18 protein-coding genes are annotated in these 16,114 nt (G+C 58.8%); 14 read left to right on the top strand and 4 right to left on the bottom strand.

The window, feature by feature from the left end; translation table 11 throughout:
* Positions 1-5 precede the first annotated feature (5 nt).
* On the bottom strand, positions 6-497 hold the full coding sequence (locus C7378_RS01610; protein ID WP_131991032.1) for a protein-disulfide reductase DsbD domain-containing protein: 492 nt from the start codon (positions 495-497) through the stop codon (positions 6-8).
* Complete coding sequence (locus C7378_RS01605; protein ID WP_131991030.1) at positions 497-1,144, bottom strand: peroxiredoxin family protein; 648 nt, start codon at positions 1,142-1,144, stop codon at positions 497-499. The genes C7378_RS01610 and C7378_RS01605 overlap by 1 nt, the downstream gene beginning before the upstream one ends.
* Before the next feature lie 85 nt (positions 1,145-1,229).
* On the opposite strand from C7378_RS01605, the gene C7378_RS01600 reads away from it, so the two are divergent.
* From C7378_RS01600 to C7378_RS01580, 5 genes are all read left to right on the top strand, one after another.
* A complete protein-coding gene (locus C7378_RS01600; RefSeq protein WP_243647988.1) occupies positions 1,230-2,219 on the top strand; it encodes a KpsF/GutQ family sugar-phosphate isomerase in 990 nt (329 codons plus the stop codon).
* Between the two features lie 75 nt (positions 2,220-2,294).
* Positions 2,295-3,956, top strand: a complete 1,662-nt coding sequence (locus tag C7378_RS01595; RefSeq protein WP_131991028.1) for a ribonuclease J — start codon at positions 2,295-2,297, stop codon at positions 3,954-3,956.
* A gap of 151 nt (positions 3,957-4,107) precedes the next feature.
* Positions 4,108-5,079: a threonine ammonia-lyase gene (locus tag C7378_RS01590; protein WP_131991026.1), complete on the top strand. Its 972-nt coding sequence runs from the start codon at positions 4,108-4,110 to the stop codon at positions 5,077-5,079.
* Positions 5,080-5,156: 77 nt separating this feature from the next.
* Positions 5,157-6,155 carry a hypothetical protein gene (locus C7378_RS01585; RefSeq protein WP_131991024.1) on the top strand — a complete coding sequence of 333 codons (999 nt, stop codon included), beginning with the start codon at positions 5,157-5,159 and terminating at the stop codon, positions 6,153-6,155.
* Between the two features lie 60 nt (positions 6,156-6,215).
* Positions 6,216-7,112: an undecaprenyl-diphosphate phosphatase gene (locus tag C7378_RS01580; protein WP_131991022.1), complete on the top strand. Its 897-nt coding sequence runs from the start codon at positions 6,216-6,218 to the stop codon at positions 7,110-7,112.
* Between the two features lies 1 nt (position 7,113).
* On the opposite strand, the gene C7378_RS01575 is transcribed toward C7378_RS01580, so the two are convergent.
* The gene (locus C7378_RS01575) at positions 7,114-7,452 is read right to left on the bottom strand and encodes an L-rhamnose mutarotase (protein WP_131991020.1); all 339 of its coding nucleotides are present in this window, start codon (positions 7,450-7,452) and stop codon (positions 7,114-7,116) included.
* A gap of 44 nt (positions 7,453-7,496) precedes the next feature.
* On the opposite strand from C7378_RS01575, the gene coaD reads away from it, so the two are divergent.
* A complete protein-coding gene (gene coaD / locus C7378_RS01570) occupies positions 7,497-7,976 on the top strand; it encodes a pantetheine-phosphate adenylyltransferase (RefSeq protein WP_131991018.1) in 480 nt (159 codons plus the stop codon).
* A 2-nt stretch (positions 7,977-7,978) separates the two neighbouring features.
* On the opposite strand, the gene C7378_RS01565 is transcribed toward coaD, so the two are convergent.
* A complete protein-coding gene (locus tag C7378_RS01565; RefSeq protein ID WP_131991016.1) occupies positions 7,979-9,229 on the bottom strand; it encodes a cation:proton antiporter in 1,251 nt (416 codons plus the stop codon).
* A 156-nt stretch (positions 9,230-9,385) separates the two neighbouring features.
* Here C7378_RS01565 and C7378_RS01560 point away from each other — a divergent pair, with 156 nt between their 5' ends.
* From C7378_RS01560 to fmt, 8 genes are all read left to right on the top strand, one after another.
* Positions 9,386-10,585 carry a pyridoxal phosphate-dependent aminotransferase gene (locus tag C7378_RS01560; RefSeq protein WP_131991014.1) on the top strand — a complete coding sequence of 400 codons (1,200 nt, stop codon included), beginning with the start codon at positions 9,386-9,388 and terminating at the stop codon, positions 10,583-10,585.
* Between the two features lie 18 nt (positions 10,586-10,603).
* Complete coding sequence (locus C7378_RS01555) at positions 10,604-11,158, top strand: glutathione peroxidase (RefSeq protein WP_165876585.1); 555 nt, start codon at positions 10,604-10,606, stop codon at positions 11,156-11,158.
* A 166-nt stretch (positions 11,159-11,324) separates the two neighbouring features.
* A complete protein-coding gene (locus C7378_RS01550) occupies positions 11,325-12,311 on the top strand; it encodes an aldo/keto reductase (protein WP_131991010.1) in 987 nt (328 codons plus the stop codon).
* A 30-nt stretch (positions 12,312-12,341) separates the two neighbouring features.
* The gene (locus tag C7378_RS01545; protein WP_243647987.1) at positions 12,342-13,037 is read left to right on the top strand and encodes an HAD-IA family hydrolase; all 696 of its coding nucleotides are present in this window, start codon (positions 12,342-12,344) and stop codon (positions 13,035-13,037) included.
* A gap of 17 nt (positions 13,038-13,054) precedes the next feature.
* The gene (locus C7378_RS01540) at positions 13,055-13,435 is read left to right on the top strand and encodes an EVE domain-containing protein (RefSeq protein ID WP_131991008.1); all 381 of its coding nucleotides are present in this window, start codon (positions 13,055-13,057) and stop codon (positions 13,433-13,435) included.
* A gap of 37 nt (positions 13,436-13,472) precedes the next feature.
* The gene (gene aroC / locus C7378_RS01535) at positions 13,473-14,651 is read left to right on the top strand and encodes a chorismate synthase (RefSeq protein WP_131991006.1); all 1,179 of its coding nucleotides are present in this window, start codon (positions 13,473-13,475) and stop codon (positions 14,649-14,651) included.
* Between the two features lie 10 nt (positions 14,652-14,661).
* Entirely contained in the window at positions 14,662-15,171 is a 510-nt protein-coding gene (gene def, locus C7378_RS01530) for a peptide deformylase (RefSeq protein ID WP_131991004.1), read from the top strand.
* 3 nt (positions 15,172-15,174) lie between these two features.
* Positions 15,175-16,110, top strand: a complete 936-nt coding sequence (fmt, locus tag C7378_RS01525) for a methionyl-tRNA formyltransferase (protein ID WP_131991002.1) — start codon at positions 15,175-15,177, stop codon at positions 16,108-16,110.
* Positions 16,111-16,114: the final 4 nt, after the last annotated feature.

Here is a 16,114-nt window from a genome sequence, read left to right as displayed (position 1 = left end):
CGCCCTTACTTCGCGATTACGTCCAGTGCCAGGGGCAGCTTTCTGGGCGGATAGCAGGAGTTTATGTCGCAGGCCTGGTAGCGAAGCTGGGCCGCGACCAGGTGCTCGCCCGGCTGCGCCGTGATGTGTGCACGCAACACAAAGTCTCCGCTATAGACGCTCAGTTTTTCGCTCGGCATCGAGGCTAGCGCATAGTCGCTCCCGGGGGGGAAATCCACGGCCGTGACTTGAACGCCCTGGGGTTCCAGCACAATCAGTTCAGTACGGATAAAGCTCTTTTCCCTCGGCGTATGCGAGTTGATATGCAGCCCATTCTGCACACGAAAGTGCAGATCAACCTCGGTAGGCTTTTTAGCGGTGACAGAGATCTGTTCGGGGAAAAGATATTCGACCGACTGATGCTCCGCAGCTTTCGCCTGGGAGGCATCTTTTTGCCACGGCATCTGCTGCCCCATCAGAGTTATGAAGGCCAGCACGGCCCAAGTGAATCCCGGCACTACTTACCTCCCTGTCCGAGCGCTTTCTTGATATTCGCCTCGATCTCGTCTTTGCCGGCCAGGCCGGTAATCACCGTGACCACTTTGCCGCTGCGATCGATGTAGAACGACGTGGGCAGCGAATCTACGTCCCCATAAGGCTTCGCGATCGAGTTACCGTCGAAGAGCACCGGATAGTTGATCTGCATCTTCGCTGCAAACTTGCTGATGTCCGACTTCTCCTGTGCCAGCTTCTTCTTGTCGTCCTTGTCCAGATCGTCATCGGAGACGCCCAGGATCTGCAGACCCTGCCCCGCGTACTGCTTCTGGAAATCGATGAACCACGGGATTTCGATTTTGCAGGGAGCGCACCAGGTTGCCCAGAAATTCACCAGCACACCCTTGCCTTTGTAGCTGGACAGGGAAACTCGCTTGCCGGTCGTATCTTCCAGCGTGAAATCTGGCGCCTGCTTATTGGTCAGAGGGCTCGAATACGGGCTGTCTGCACTGTCTGAGGCGGGCGCAGCGGCATCGGGAGCCGGCAGAACCTGTGCGGACGGCTGGCTGTGTTCCTGCTGAATACGGCGACGGTAGTTCCTGATGCCGGACCAGAAGATGACAGCAATGGCGGCGAGAATGATAAGCAGCACAAACTGATTGCGTTTCAAGGGGCTATGACCCTCCAGGTCAACTCTTCATTTTAGAGTAGGTTTCTCATCCCGCGCTTGGCGGCCTCTGATACCATCACAACGTTTGACGGATTTTGCCTCATCTCGTTCGCCTGCTGACCTCGTCCGAATCGAGGCGAGCGCCCTTCTTGCACTCGCCGGGCGGCTCGATGGGGCCATGGCCCAGGAATTCAGCCGCGCGGTTGAAATCGTCCTGAAATGTGGCCAGGATCGGGGACGTGTGGTCGTCACCGGCATGGGCAAGAGCGGCATCATCGCCCAGAAGATCGCCGCCACCCTCAGCTCCACCGGGACTCCGGCGCTCTTCCTTCATCCCGCCGAGGCAGTCCACGGCGACCTTGGCATGGTTGCTCGCGGCGATATTGTGATTGCCCTCTCCGCCAGCGGCGAAACGGAAGAAATTCTCCGTCTTTTGGCAACCATCCAACGCATCGGCGATGCACTGATCTCCTTCTGCTGCAATACTGACTCGACCCTGGCCCGAGCCAGCGATGTCACGCTGGACTGCAGCGTCCCAGAAGAGGCCTGCAGCCTCGGCCTGGCGCCCACTGCCTCCACCACTGCCATGCTCGCCCTTGGAGACGCACTTGCTATCGCCGTCTCCATCAAAAAAGGCTTTCGCGCGGAGGACTTCGCCAACCTGCATCCCGGCGGCAAGCTCGGCAAAAAGCTGGCCCGCGTACGCGACCTGATGCATTCAGGCCTTCGCGTGCCAAAGGTACGCCCCGAGACACCCATGAAAGACGTAATTTATGAGATGTCGCGGAAGGGCCTGGGGATGACGACCGTTGAGACAGAGGGCCGCCTTGCTGGAATTATCAGCGATGGCGACCTGCGGCGACTCCTCGAACGGACGGGGGCGAGCGGCCTGGAGCAATGCGCAGGCGACGTAATGAACCACACGCCAAAAACCATTCAGGGAGACGAACTCGCGGCTCGCGCCCTGTTCACGATGGAAGAGAAGAAGATCACATCGCTCGTGGTCGTAGACCCGGAAATGCACATCGAGGGCGTTCTACACCTGCACGATCTCTGGGAAACAGAGCTAATCTGAGATCTTCGTGCAGCCCACCTGCCGTAATCGAGAGAGTGCCCGATCCCGCCCTTCGTGCTAGCATCAGAGATTCTAATGGCTCACGATAATCTCAAGATAATTCCTCTCGGCGGACTGGGCGAGTTCGGCATGAACTGCATGGCCCTCCGCTGGAAAGACGACATCCTCGTCATCGATGCAGGGTTGATGTTTCCTGAGTCGGAACTGCTCGGCGTCGACATTGTCGTGCCGGACATCAGCTACCTGGTCGAAAACCGCCGCATGGTCCGCGGCATCGTGCTGACCCATGGCCACGAAGATCACATCGGTGGTCTGCCCTGGATCCTCTCGGAACTCAATGTTCCCGTTTACGGCACGGAATTTACCCTTGCCTACGTCGAGGGGAAGCTCGAAGAGCATAAGCTGCTCGACGATACCGAACTAATCGAGATCGCTCCCGGTTCGAAGTTCACGATCGGTCCATTCACAGTCGAGCCGATCCGCGTCACTCACAGTTTGGTTGACTGCGTGGCCCTCGCGATTGAAACGCCTGTGGGTGTGGTGGTTCACACCGGCGACTTCAAGGTGGACCTCTCGCCCCCGGACGGCAAGGCCTTCGATCTCCACAAGTTTGCCGAATACGGCAAGCGGGGCGTGCTAGCCCTGCTGCAGGACTCGACCAACGTCGATCGGCCCGGTTATACGCCGAGCGAGTGGTCGGTAAAGCCGCGTCTCGACGAGATTTTTTCCCGCACCAAGAAGAAGCTCTTCTTCAGCTGCTTCTCGTCCTCGATCTATCGCATGGGCATCGCCCTCGATCTCGCCCACCAGCATGGCCGCAAAGTGGCCATCATCGGGCGCTCTATGGTCGAGTCCTCTGAAATCGCGCAGGATCTCGGCTACATCAATATCTCTCCTGGCCTCATCATCAATCCGGGCCAGATCGGCGACCATGCCCCGGAAAACGTCATGGTGCTGATCAGTGGCACCCAGGGCGAGCCGATGAGTGCACTCAGCCGGGCTGCAGTCGACAACCACAAGCACGCCCGCATCTCGCCCGGCGATACCGTTCTGCTCAGTTCGCGCGTCATTCCGGGCAACGAGAAGAGCATCTACCGCGTCATCGATCACCTCTGCCGCCGCGATGCGCAGGTCATCTTCGACGACGGAGCATCGGGACTCATCCACGTCAGCGGACATGCCAGCCAGGAAGAGCAGCGGTTAATGATTAACCTCCTGCGCCCCAAGTTCTTCATCCCGGTCCACGGCGATTATCGGCATCTGAAAAAGCATGCCGAGTTGGCGAAAAGCATGGGCGTAGTCGATGCGGCCATCCTGATCGAGGACGGCGACGTCCTCGAAGTCAATGCAAATGAAGCCCGTAAGACAGGAAAAGTCACCGCAGGCCGCGTCTGTATCGACTCCGGCTCCTCAGCCGATGTAGTGGCAGATATCGTCATACGCGATCGCCGCCACCTGTCGGAGGACGGCATCGTGCTTCCAATCCTGACGATCAACAAGCTCAGCGGCAAGGTGGAGCGGCTGCCCGAACTGGTGACGCGCGGTTTTGTCGGCGCCGACCCCGCCATGTTGGAGGAAGCCCGCAAAGTCGTCGGTCTAACCCTTGAGAATTCAAGCGCTGAAGAAAAAGCTGACTACGGCGTCATTAAAGAAAAAATCCGTATCGACTTGAAGCGCTATATCCAGAAGAACACCAGCCGCCGACCGCTCATCATGCCGGTGATCCTCGAAATATAAGCCGAACTTCAGCTCCTATCCATTTCCGTTCAGCGACCTTTACCAGCCACCTGCTGGTAGAAGTCGCTGAACCTATTTGCGCCCAGCAAAATGGCCCCCGCAACGCTCCGCAGTTGAATTCCATCGCTGCGATAGAGTACGCTCCGCAAAGATGGGCACCCCAAACCTCGTCACCCTCGCCGATTTTCGCGCTGCTCAGGAGCGCATTCGCGGCATTGCCGTACACACTCCGCTGGTGCGCTATTCCGCAGATATCTGGCTCAAGGCAGAGGGACTCCAACCGATCGGCAGCTTCAAGCTGCGAGGCGCCTATAACAGCATCGCGCAGCTCCATCCTGAAGCAAAATCTCGAGGCGTCATCACCTATTCAAGCGGAAACCATGCTCAGGGCGTAGCCTATGCAGCCCGGTCTCTTGGGATGAAGGCAGTCATCGTGATGCCTTCCAATGCGCCACAGATCAAGCAGCAGGCGACCGCAGCGCTGGGCGCGGAGATAGTCCGTGTCGGGCCGGCCAGCAGTGAGCGCAAGCAGCGGGCCGAAGAGCTTGCCGCCGCCCATGGCTACACCATCATCCCGCCGTATGATGATCCTGCCATCATTGCCGGGCAAGGCACCTGCGGCCTTGAAATTCTCGAAGATCTGCCCGATGTCGATCTGGTACTTTCGCCCGTCAGCGGAGGCGGCCTGCTCAGCGGCATCGCCGCCGCTATCAAATCGGTCCGGCCTGAGGTCCGGGTGATCGGCATCGAACCGGAACTCGCCGCCGACGCTCAGGCTAGCTTCCGCGCGGGCAACCTCGTGCACTGGCCTGCGGAACTGACTACGCGGACCATCTGCGACGGGCTGCGCACGCAGAGCCTTGGCAATCTGAACTTCGAACACATCCGTGCCTACGTGGATGACATCCTCACCGTTAGCGAGAAGGAGATCAAACGAGCGATGCGCGAGTTGCTCTTCTCCGCACGGCTGACTCCCGAGCCGAGCGGCGCCGTCACCACCGCAGCCCTGCTCTATCACCGCGAGCAACTGCTGCCCTTTCGCAAGGCAGTCGCCGTGATGAGCGGCGGCAATGTGGAGCCCTCGGTGCTGCAACAGGTGCTGCAGGATACGGATATTGGGTAGCTCCAGCCTCTGCAGCCCTCAGGGCATGAGAACCCGGCGAGTTCCGCGTTATCCTGCATGTAGCTGGGATAAAGACCATGCGCCTCATTTTCTCGAAGCTCTCCGCGTTCCTGCTTTTATCGGCTTCCGTTGTGCTGGCCCAAACGGCCGCTCATCCGCCATCCAACGGAACCAAGGCGACGGTTATCCGCGTAGCCAACCTCTACATTCAGGCGGATAAGTCCTCCAGCAAGGTTGGCACGATCACGCCCGGCCGCGAAATGGTCATCGTCGAGCGCAGTGGCGACTGGCTCCGCGTCTTCGCGAACACCGACGTCGAAACCGTCAACCAGCAGGACGCTCCTGTCTTCGGAAACGAAACGAACATCCCGCCCCTCTCCGGATGGATGCTGAGCAAGGGCGCAATCGACCCGGATACTCCCCACGGCGCCGATATCCTCTTCGGCCTCGCAGCAAATGCCGAGGCAGCAGCCAGCAATCCTAATCCGCCACCTCGCGCGGCGCAGGACGCGCGCCGCCTCTATCGGATGGTTGTCGAGCTCTTCCCCCACTCCGCCTGGGTGCCGCAGGCCATGTGGCGGGCGGCGGATATTCGCTGGCAGCTGCAGAAGCTCGATGCGCAGAGCCTTCCTTCCGCCCACGAAAAGGAAAGCTATCTGCGCGAACAGCTCGACGACTCCGAGATGCGAACAATCCAACGCAATTTTCCGCATACCAGGTGGGCAGCGCTCGCCGCCTACGATCAGATAGACAACAAGCTGTGCGGGGAGTGGCAGGGCGATGAAAAGTGCCCTGAGAAGGAAGCTGACGTATACGCAAGATATGCTGCTGAGTTCCCTGACTCGCCTCGCGCGCCTGAGGCGCTCTACCACGCTGAATTGCGGTGGGCTTCAGCCGCAGATATGTGGATCTCTGATCACAATCCCAAGCGGGCTGAGGAAGACCGGGCCCGCGCCAAGGCGCTTGCCCAGACCTGCGAGACGAAATACGGCGATTCCGATTACTCGGCCCGCTGTGCCGGTCTGATATACAAGATGGAGCAGGGCATCCCGGTTTATGGCAGCGACCGCGAGTAGCGTTCGCCGCCCACCCCGTCACTATTTGCGCATCGAATTGAAAAACTCTCCGGAGGATTCTTGAACGACTATCTTGTCTCGGTACTGCTTGGCATCGTGGAGGGGCTCACCGAGTTCCTGCCGGTCAGCTCAACCGCCCACCTGCGCATCACCGAAGCCCTGTTACACATTAACCTCAGTGATCCTTACTGGAAGATGTACACCATCGTCATCCAGCTGGGAGCGATTCTTGCGCTCATGCTGCTGTTTTCAGGGCGAATTCTCAACTTCTTCCGCAGTTTCCCTGAGGGGGAAGCAGGCGATCGGACCATCTGGAATCATCCGATTACGCTGACTCTCGTTGCCTTCGTGGTGACGTCCATTCCCTCGCTGCTCTTCATCAAAATCATCGGCAAACATCTTGAGAGTATCCGCGTCATGGCGCTCTCGCTGCTCATTGGCGGCGTGGTCATGTGGGCCATCGATTCCTGGAGTTCCCGCAGCGATCCTGAGACCCGGGATGTCGAACAGATGTCGCTCGGTCAGGCTATCTGGATCGGACTCTGCCAGGTGCTCTCAGCCGTCTTTCCGGGTACCTCGCGGTCCATGTCCACCATCTCCGGAGCGCAGATCGTCGGCATGACCCGCCCTGCAGCACTTGAGTTCAGCTTTCTGGTATCGATCCCGATCATGATCGCGGCGACTGGCTACGACCTGCTCAAGACAATGCATCCCCACCACCATGCATCTACTCCGGCGCTCAGTCCCGCAGCCACCGGCTCCGAGTCGATCGCCCCGCTCGTCATGACCACACACGGATGGATCGTGCTCGCCATTGGCATGGTTGTCTCATTCATCGTAGCCTTTGGCGTGGTCGAGTGGTTCCTGCAGTGGGTCCGCAAGCACGGCTTCACACTCTTTGCCGTCTACCGCATCCTGCTGGGAATTGCCCTGCTCGCCCTGGGCTCCAGGTTGTGAGCTAGCAGCCGTCCAGCTTAAAAATGCGTTCCATCAGCAGCCACTTCTCGCCAGGCTTACAACCGGGAAGTGGCTGTTGAAATTTCCACATCAGCTGCTCCCACTCCTCAACCTTCGGGTTTGAAGCATCCTGAGCCGCCTTCGCTGCGAAGGAGAAGCCCTCGGTTGTCTCCATCACCATGAACATTCTCGTACCTAGCGCATAAATCTCCATATCGAGAATCCCTGCGCCTCGAATACTGGCCTTGATCTCTGGCCAGACATTCTCGTGGTACCGCTTATACTCGGCAATCAGCGCCGGGTCGTCTTTCAGATCGAGAGTCAGACAGTAGCGTGGCATCGGTTCATTGTCTCTCTTGATCAGCCCCGCTACAATCGGAGCGCGTGAATACTGTAAAAGCCATCTACCCCGGCAGCTTCGATCCTGTCACCAACGGGCACCTCGACCTTATCTCCAGAGGTTCCAAGATTTTCGACCACCTTGTGGTTGCCATCCTGCGCAACTCCGCTAAAGACCCTTTATTCTCCATCGAAGAGCGGGTCGAAATGCTCACCGAGGAGCTCGCCGGCCTGGAGCATGTTTCCATAGCCACCTTTGACGGATTGCTGATTGACTTTGCCCGGGAACAGCAGGCACAGGCGGTCATGCGCGGCATCCGCGCCATAAGCGACTATGAATACGAATTCCAGATGGCCCTGATGAATCGCCGCCTCGCGCCGGAGGTCGAAACCATCTTCCTCATGCCTGACGCGAAGTACTCCTTCGTCAGCTCAAGGCTGGTCAAGGAAGTCGCAAGGCTGGGCGGCTCGGTGGAAGGGCTCGTGCCAAAACGGGTGATTGAGCGTCTGAAAAAGAAGGCCTGAAGTTACGCAGCGGCCTTCTGCTGCTTTCTTTCAGGCTCGGTGTATCCCTCTCTCACTCCCAGCAGATTCAGCACGGGGTTAGTCAGCATCGTCGTAACCAGCGCCATCACCACCAGCATTGTGAAGAGCGTCGGGGAAAAGGCGCCGACGTTATAGGCGATGTTGAGAACAATCAGTTCGACCAGGCCGCGGGTATTGAGCAGCGCCCCCAGGGCCGCCGCGCTCCTCCATGACTGGCCGGTCCAGCGTGCTGCAAGCACCGCGCCGCCCATCTTGCCAAGGACCGCACCCAGCAACACAATTCCAGCCCAGAGCCACATTGCGGAATCATTGAGCAGGTCAAGGCGTGTCCTCAGCCCCGTAAGCGCAAAGAAAAGCGGTAGCAGCAGGACCGAGGTAATCATGTCGAGCTGGGTCCGCAAGGCATGCTGCCAGTGCGCCACGCGTGGGAAGCAGACGCCCGCCACAAACGCCCCAAAGAGCGGGTGGACGCCGATCCACTCCGTCGCAGCCGCTGAAAGCAGCGTGCCCGCCACGGCTACGCCCAGTAGTTCCAGCGAAAGTTCCGGTTTATTCCTGCGCGCCTCTACCCGCGAAGCAAGCGGACGCACAACCCCGAACATCAGCACCAGGTAAATAGCCAGACCGGCAAAACGCAGCGACAGCGGAGCCGACGTACCCCCTGCGTCTATGAGTGCGAGCGCGATGGCCAGCAACGACCAGGCCACCACATCGTCCACGGCCGCGCAGAGGATTGCCGTCGTTCCCAGCGGCGTCGCCTGCAGCTTGCGCTCTTCAAGGATTCGCGCCAGCACCGGAAACGCCGTAATACTCATCGCGATACCCAGAAACAGCACAAAAGGAAGGTTGCCAATTCCGTGCGGAGCAAACCTGATCCGTAGAGAGTGCGCGAGCACCGCCGCCATAATGAACGGGATCACGATGCTCGTCCCGCTCGCCATCACAGCAGTCACGCGCTGCCGATAGAGCTGCTCGTAATCCAGCTCCATTCCCACCAGGAACAGGAACAAAATCAGCCCGACCGTCGACAGCATCTCGAGGGAATGAAGGGAGGCTTGCGGGAACAGCGCCGCCGACGCATGTGGTGAAAAGCGGCCCAGCACCGACGGACCCAGCAGTATGCCGCCGATGATCTCCCCAATTACACGCGACTGCCCTACTTTGCGCGCAGCCCAGCCGCAGAGCACGGTAACAAAGAGGATGATCGACATTTGCACGAGCAGCAGGGTCATAAGCAGAAAACCACTTTCTGGCAGCGCCCCTGCGCCACCCGGGCAGATTCGTATAGCTATGTTTACCAGATGTTCCCGGATGGGCCAATCCGGCTTCAACTGCAGAAATAATCCGATGGGCTCCCGCATTCTGCAAAAATCTGAAAAAATAGCAGCATGCCAACACAGACCGCCGCTAAGATCCTGACCGACCGCATTGGACGAATTGAAGTCTCCGCTACGATGGCCGTAACCGCAGAGGCGGCCAAGCTACGCGCCCAGGGCGCCAAGCTGGTTGACTTCGGCGCCGGGGAGCCTCACTTCGCCACGCCGCGCCACATCAAGGACGCAGCGATCGAGGCGATCAACGGCAACTTTACCCGCTACACCGCCGTTGCCGGCATTCCCGAAGTCCGCAAGGCTATTGTTGAGCGCCATGCATGTGACTTCGGCTCTGACTACTCGCCGGAGGAGTGTGTCTTCACCACCGGTGGTAAGCTCGCCATCTTCAACGCGGTACAGGTGTTGGTCGACCACGGCGATGAGGTCATCCTGCCGGTTCCTTTCTGGGTCTCCTTCAAGGACATCATTCAGTACGCGGGTGGCAAGCCGGTTTTTCTTGAAACCAGCGAGGCGGAAAACTTCCGTATCACGGCGGATGCCATCGAGAAGGCGATCACACCGCGCACCAAGGCCATCATCCTCAATTCGCCGTCGAACCCGGCAGGCTCTGTCGTTTCACCGTCCGACCTTGAACGCATTGTGCGTCTGGCTCACGAGCGCGGCATCTACCTGTTGCTCGATGAGTGCTACGTCTACCTGCAGTACACAGGCGCCCTCGTCAGCGGCGGCTCGTTCACGGACGCAAAGGAGCATGTCATTGTGCTCGGCTCGCTCTCCAAGACCTACGCGATGACCGGTTGGCGCGCCGGCTACGCGCTGGGCCCCAAGTCGATCATCGCCGCCATGAGCAAGCTGCAGAGTCAGTCCACCTCCTCGACAGCGACGTTCGTACAGAAGGCTGCCGTCGCCGCGCTGAACAGTTCACAGGAGTGCGTCGCCGAAATGCGCGCTGATTACCTGAAGCTTCGCGATCGCATCCTGAATAGGCTCTCAGAGATCCCGAATATCACCTGCACCCGCCCTGAAGGCGCGTTCTACGTATATCCCAATGTATCTGCCTATCTGGGTAAGCCCGGCGCACAAACGGCGATGGAACTTGCCGGACGACTCCTCAACGAGGCTCACGTCGTGACCGTTCCTGGCGAAGCTTTCGGGACAAAGCAGCACATCCGGCTCTCGTATGCCGTCTCTCATGACGACGTGGAAGAGGGCCTCAAGCGCATGAAGGAATTCTTCGCAAAGCTATCTGCATAGAGCGTCAGGAGATTTATTGTGAGCACATCCGTTTACGATTTCCCGCTGCACCGCATCACCGGCGAAGCGGCGTCTCTTGCCGACTACAGGGGCAAGGTTCTGCTCGTCGTCAACGTCGCCTCAAAGTGCGGTCTCACCAAGCAGTATGAAGGCCTTGAAAAGCTGTACAGCCAATATCGGGACCGCGGACTGGTTGTCACCGGCTTTCCGGCGAATGACTTTGCCGGTCAGGAACCAGGATCGAACGAAGATATTCAAGCCTTCTGCCGCTCAACCTACGGCGTTGAATTTCCTTTGTTTTCGAAGATTGCAGTGACGGGTGAGAACACCCATCCGCTCTACCAGGAACTGATCAAGGCCCAGCCAAAGGCGATCAGCACTGCAAAAGAGTCCTTCCGCGACAAGCTGAAAGGCTACGGCATGTCGATCAACCCTGAACCCGGCATCCTGTGGAACTTCGAGAAGTTTGTAGTCGGCAGGTCCGGCGATGTGGTCGCACGCTTTTCGCCGGAGACGCTTCCCGACGATCCGGCGCTGCTCCAAGCGATAGAAGCAGAGTTGGCAAAGAGCTGAATCCGCTGGCCGCCTTAAATCCAACATAAGGCGGCCCCACCCTCACAGCCCCCGGGACATTTCTCTCTCCACGTCTTTGTTGTTCACGTCACCCCACCGCTCGTCTGTTCTGCTTTGCAGCCCGGCTCGTTGGAAGCATCGAAGCATGGGGGACAGGAGATATCGAATGGATTATGTGAACCTCGGAAAGACCGGCACCAAAGTATCGCGCATCTGCCTCGGCTGCATGAGCTACGGCAATCCTGAACGCGGAGCGCATCGCTGGGTGCTCAACGAAGAGCAGGGACGTCCCTTCATCAAGCAGGCGCTAGATCTCGGCATCAACTTCTTCGACACCGCGAACGTCTACTCCATCGGAGCCAGTGAAGAGGTGCTCGGTCGCGCCATTCGAGACTTTGCTCGACGCGAAGATGTAGTTATTGCTTCCAAGGTTCACGGCCAGATGCGCGACACGCCGAACGGCAAAGGCCTCTCCCGCAAGGCAATCATGTATGAGGCCGAGCAGAGCCTCCGCCGCCTCGGCACGGACTATCTCGATCTCTACCAGACGCATCGCTGGGACTACGAGACTCCCATCGAAGAGACCCTTGAGGCACTGCACGATCTGGTCAAAGCAGGCAAAGTACTTCACATCGGCGCCTCCTCCATGTATGCGTGGCAGTTCGCCAAGGCGCTTTACCTGTCTGACCTTCACGGCTGGGCGCGCTTCGTCACAATGCAGCCGCACTACAACCTGCTTTACCGCGAAGAAGAACGCGAGATGCTGAAGCTCTGCATGGCAGAGGGCATCGGCGTACTCCCATGGAGCCCGCTGGCTCGCGGCAGACTCGCCCGCCCATGGACAGAGGAAGCCAGCACAGGCCGTGCCCAGACAGACGAGTACGGAAAGAAGCTCTACGCGGCTACCGCGGAGGCTGACCGGGCCGTCATCGACAGGCTCGGCGAAATCTCTGAAGTGCGTGGAGTTTCCCGCGCGCAGATTGCGCTTGCCTGGATGCTGCACCAGCCCGCTGTCACAGCCCCTATCGTGGGTGCGACCAAATCACACCATCTTGACGATGCCATTGCATCTCTCGCCCTCAAACTGACCGACGAAGAAATCAAGTTGCTGGAGGCTCCCTATGTGCCTCACGCCGTCGCAGGTTTTGAATAAGGCCTTAAAATATATAGGCGAGGATAAAAATTGGTTTCCGTAGAAGATAATCTGCAGCCGGCTTCCACCGTAAAGCTGCGCGTCGCTGGCATTCTTTTTGATATGGATGGTGTACTCATCAGCTCGCTCGGCTCTGTCGAGCGCAGCTGGACGCGCTGGGGAGAGATGCGCGGCGTGGATGGAGGTCTGGCCATCAAGACAGCTCACGGCATGCGCGCCATCGACACCATCCGCAAGCTCCGTCCCGACTTGAGTGATGTGGATGAGCTGCGCGTGATTGAAGATCTTGAGATTGAAGATACCGAAGGCCTGGAGCTTCTCAAGGGTGTCCTTCCCATCCTCGATGCGCTCCCGGAAAAGTACTGGACCATCGTCACTTCCGCGACGGAGCGACTGGCACGCGCCCGTCTGCAGGTAGCCAATCTGCCAGTTCCAGCGCGCTTTATTACCGCCGATATGGTCACTCACGGCAAGCCTCATCCCGAGCCCTATCTGCGCGGCGCCGAGCTCTTGGGGGTAAGACCCGAAGATTGCCTGGTCATTGAGGATGCGTCTTCAGGCGCCAAGGCCGGACGCGCTGCCGGATGCAAAGTTCTCGCAACGCTCTTCTCTCATTCCATCGAGAGTCTCAGCGCGGCGGACTGGATCGTCGACTCGCTGGAGCATATGAAGGTGCAAGCTGTCGATAACCTCGTAGAAGTAGAATTCACACCCGTGGCTAGATAGAAAGCGACCGACGCACGATGCCTTTCCTTCTCAAGACCGAGCCAGCTGTCTACTCTTATGACGAACTCCAGCGCGACGTTGAAACCACCTGGGACGGCGTTACAAATCCGCAGGCGGTGAAATATCTTCGCGAAATGACACCAGGGGAAAAGCTGGTCATCTACCACTCAAACGGCGGCAGAGAGGCAGTTGGAACAGCCGCTGTCTTATCCGTCGATGCCAGCGATCCTAAGGTGCCCCTGGTGCGCATCAAGTGCGGACGGCCCTTCAAGGTGCCCCGCACCCTTGCCGAGATCAAGGCCCTGAAGATATTCGCGGAGTCACCCCTCGTGCGGCAGTCCCGGCTGTCCGTCGTTCCGCTCACCGCCGCACAGTACGCCTGGCTCACCCGGGAGTGACCGCTGCGCTACAATCAAGGCAGTAACACTCACACTCATGCTACGTTTCTCCACTGCAGGTGAATCTCACGGCGAAAGCCTGATAGCCCTCGTTTCGGGGCTTCCGGCGGGCGTCGATGTAGATCAGGAATTTATCGACCGCGAACTATGGCGGCGGCAGCAGGGCTACGGCCGCGGCGGCCGCATGCGCATCGAGCGCGATAGCGCTCATATTCTCTCCGGCGTTAGGCACGGCAAAACCATCGGCTCCCCGATCGCGATGGAGATCGAAAATCGCGACTGGAAAAACTGGACGGAAGTTCTGCCGGTCAGCACAGGCGATCCCGCGAAACATAAAGCCGTTGCTTCTCCGCGTCCTGGGCATGCCGACCTCGCCGGTGCGCTCAAATATGACTTCCCAGACGCCCGTTATGTGCTCGAACGCGCCTCCGCACGTGAATCGACCGCGCGGGTGGCTGCTGGAGCCCTGGCAAAGCAGCTTTTGGCCCCTCTTGGCATCGACATCGCCAGCCACGTCATTCGCGTCGGCCGGGCAGAACTCGACCGCGAAGCAACATGGCCGGAAATCTCAGCTCTGCGCAATAAAGAAGAAGTGCTGCTCGGCTGCGTCGATGAAGCCTCAGAGTCGCGGATGAAGGCGGAGGTTGACCTCGCTCTTCGCACCGGCGATTCGATCGGCGGCGTCTTTGAAGTTGTCATCCATGGAGCCCCGGCAGGCATCGGCACATATGCAAACTGGGACGAGCGCCTGGATGGCATTCTCGCCCAGGCCGTGATGTCGCTGCAGGCCGTCAAGGCTGTCGAGATCGGACGCGGTGTCACTGCTGCCGAGTCGCTGGGCTCAGAGGTGCATGACGCCATCGGCTATGCCGAAGCGCAAAACGGTAGCCATACCCGTTTTACCCGCGAGCGAAACAATGCAGGCGGCATCGAAGGCGGTATCTCGAATGGCGAGGATGTAGTCGTTCGCGGCTACCTGAAGCCAATCTCCACCTTGCGTCGTCCGCTCGCCTCTGTCCGCTTCGATACCCGGGAGGAGACGAAGGCTGCCTACGAGCGCAGCGATGTATGTGTGGTGCCTGCCGCAGGCGTAGCTGCGGAGGCGATGGTGGCGCTGGCCTTTGCGCGGCTCGTCCTGGAGAAATTTGGCGGCGACTCTCTTCGCGAGCTCAAGCGCAATTACGAAAATTACATAGAACAGATTCGCGCCTACTAGATTTCGAAAAATGATTTTAGATATCGTTAAATTCCCTGACCCAGTCCTGCAGCAACCCGCTGCGGCTGTCACCAACTTCGACGACGAACTTCGCCAGCTCGTCGACGACATGTTCGAGTCCATGTATGCAGCGCATGGCATTGGACTCGCCGGCCCTCAGGTCGGAATAGCGAAGCGGCTGACGGTGATCGATCTCAGCTTCCAGAAGGATCCGGAACAGAAGCTCGTCCTTATCAATCCGGAGATCATCCTCGCTCAAGGCAAACAATACGAAGAAGAAGGCTGTCTAAGCCTGCCCGATATCCGCGAAAAAGTCCGCCGCGCGGCCAAAGTACGCGTGCGGGCACAGGATGTAGAAGGCAAATGGTTCGAGTTAGATGGTGAAGAGCTGCTGGCCCGCGCCCTCCAGCATGAGATTGATCATCTAGACGGAGTGCTGTTTATCTTCCGCGTCAGCGCTCTCAAGCGCGATCTCATTCTCCGCCGTATCCGCAAACTGCAGAAGACTGGCGACTGGTAGCCCATGAAACTCGTCTTCTGCGGAACGCCGGCCTTTGCTGTTCCAGCACTGAAGGCTGTGCTCAGCGCTGGACATACAGTCGAGCTGGTCGTCTCGCAGCCAGACCGCCCCAGCGGACGCGGCATGCAGACCATACCAACACCGGTGAAGCAGGCAGCCATCGAAGCTGGCTTAAGCGTCGTTCAACCCACGAAGATCAAGAACAATCCTGAATTTCAGTCGCAGCTTGAAGCTATTCGCCCCGATGCGATCATAGTTGTGGCCTATGGACGCATCATTCCTCGATGGATGCTTGATCTGCCTCCCCTCGGCAACATCAACGTGCACGCTTCCCTGCTGCCGAAATATCGTGGCGCCGCGCCCATCCAATGGGCTGTCGCAAATGGCGAGCCGGTCACCGGCGTCACTACGATGCGTATCGATGAAGGCCTCGATACCGGCGATATGCTGCTCCAGCGTGAAATGGCGATTGCCCCTGACCAGACCGCTGCCGATCTTTTTCCTCTGCTTTCCGCAATGGGCTCGGCTCTGCTCATCGAGACGCTAGATGGTCTCGCCGCGGGAACAATCCAGCCAGGCAAGCAGGATGAGAGCCAGGCTTCCCATGCTCCCATCCTTACGCGTGATGATGGCCGCGTCGATTTCCATCGAACCGCCTGGCAGATCTATAACCGATGGCGAGGCTTCTATCCATGGCCCGGTGCCCATACAGAACTGAACGACAAGAAGATAACTTTCCACCGTGTCGCTGTTACTGAGCATTTTGAACGTGCAGCCACTTCTGGCTCGCTCTTGATCGAGGGCAGTCACCTATTCGCAGCCTGCGGCGATAACACCTGGCTTGAGATTCTCGAGCTGCAGCTTGAGGGCAGAAGGCGCATGATGACATCCGAATTTCTGCGCGGTTCCACTCTGAAGACCGGCGATCGGCTCGGCTAAACAG

The organism is Acidipila rosea, assembly GCF_004339725.1.
Taxonomy (GTDB): domain Bacteria; phylum Acidobacteriota; class Terriglobia; order Terriglobales; family Acidobacteriaceae; genus Acidipila; species Acidipila rosea.
This window is presented reverse-complemented; position numbering and strand designations above follow the sequence as displayed.

Coding starts and splice junctions, on each gene's coding strand:
- C7378_RS01595 (WP_131991028.1), top strand. CDS start 2,295: ATGGCTCACGATAATCTCAAGATAATTCCTCTCGGCGGACTGGGCGAG.
- C7378_RS01590 (WP_131991026.1), top strand. CDS start 4,108: ATGGGCACCCCAAACCTCGTCACCCTCGCCGATTTTCGCGCTGCTCAG.
- C7378_RS01585 (WP_131991024.1), top strand. CDS start 5,157: ATGCGCCTCATTTTCTCGAAGCTCTCCGCGTTCCTGCTTTTATCGGCT.
- C7378_RS01575 (WP_131991020.1), bottom strand. CDS start 7,452: ATGCCACGCTACTGTCTGACTCTCGATCTGAAAGACGACCCGGCGCTG.
- C7378_RS01565 (WP_131991016.1), bottom strand. CDS start 9,229: ATGACCCTGCTGCTCGTGCAAATGTCGATCATCCTCTTTGTTACCGTG.
- C7378_RS01560 (WP_131991014.1), top strand. CDS start 9,386: ATGCCAACACAGACCGCCGCTAAGATCCTGACCGACCGCATTGGACGA.
- C7378_RS01550 (WP_131991010.1), top strand. CDS start 11,325: ATGGATTATGTGAACCTCGGAAAGACCGGCACCAAAGTATCGCGCATC.
- C7378_RS01540 (WP_131991008.1), top strand. CDS start 13,055: ATGCCTTTCCTTCTCAAGACCGAGCCAGCTGTCTACTCTTATGACGAA.
- aroC (WP_131991006.1), top strand. CDS start 13,473: ATGCTACGTTTCTCCACTGCAGGTGAATCTCACGGCGAAAGCCTGATA.
- def (WP_131991004.1), top strand. CDS start 14,662: ATGATTTTAGATATCGTTAAATTCCCTGACCCAGTCCTGCAGCAACCC.
- fmt (WP_131991002.1), top strand. CDS start 15,175: ATGAAACTCGTCTTCTGCGGAACGCCGGCCTTTGCTGTTCCAGCACTG.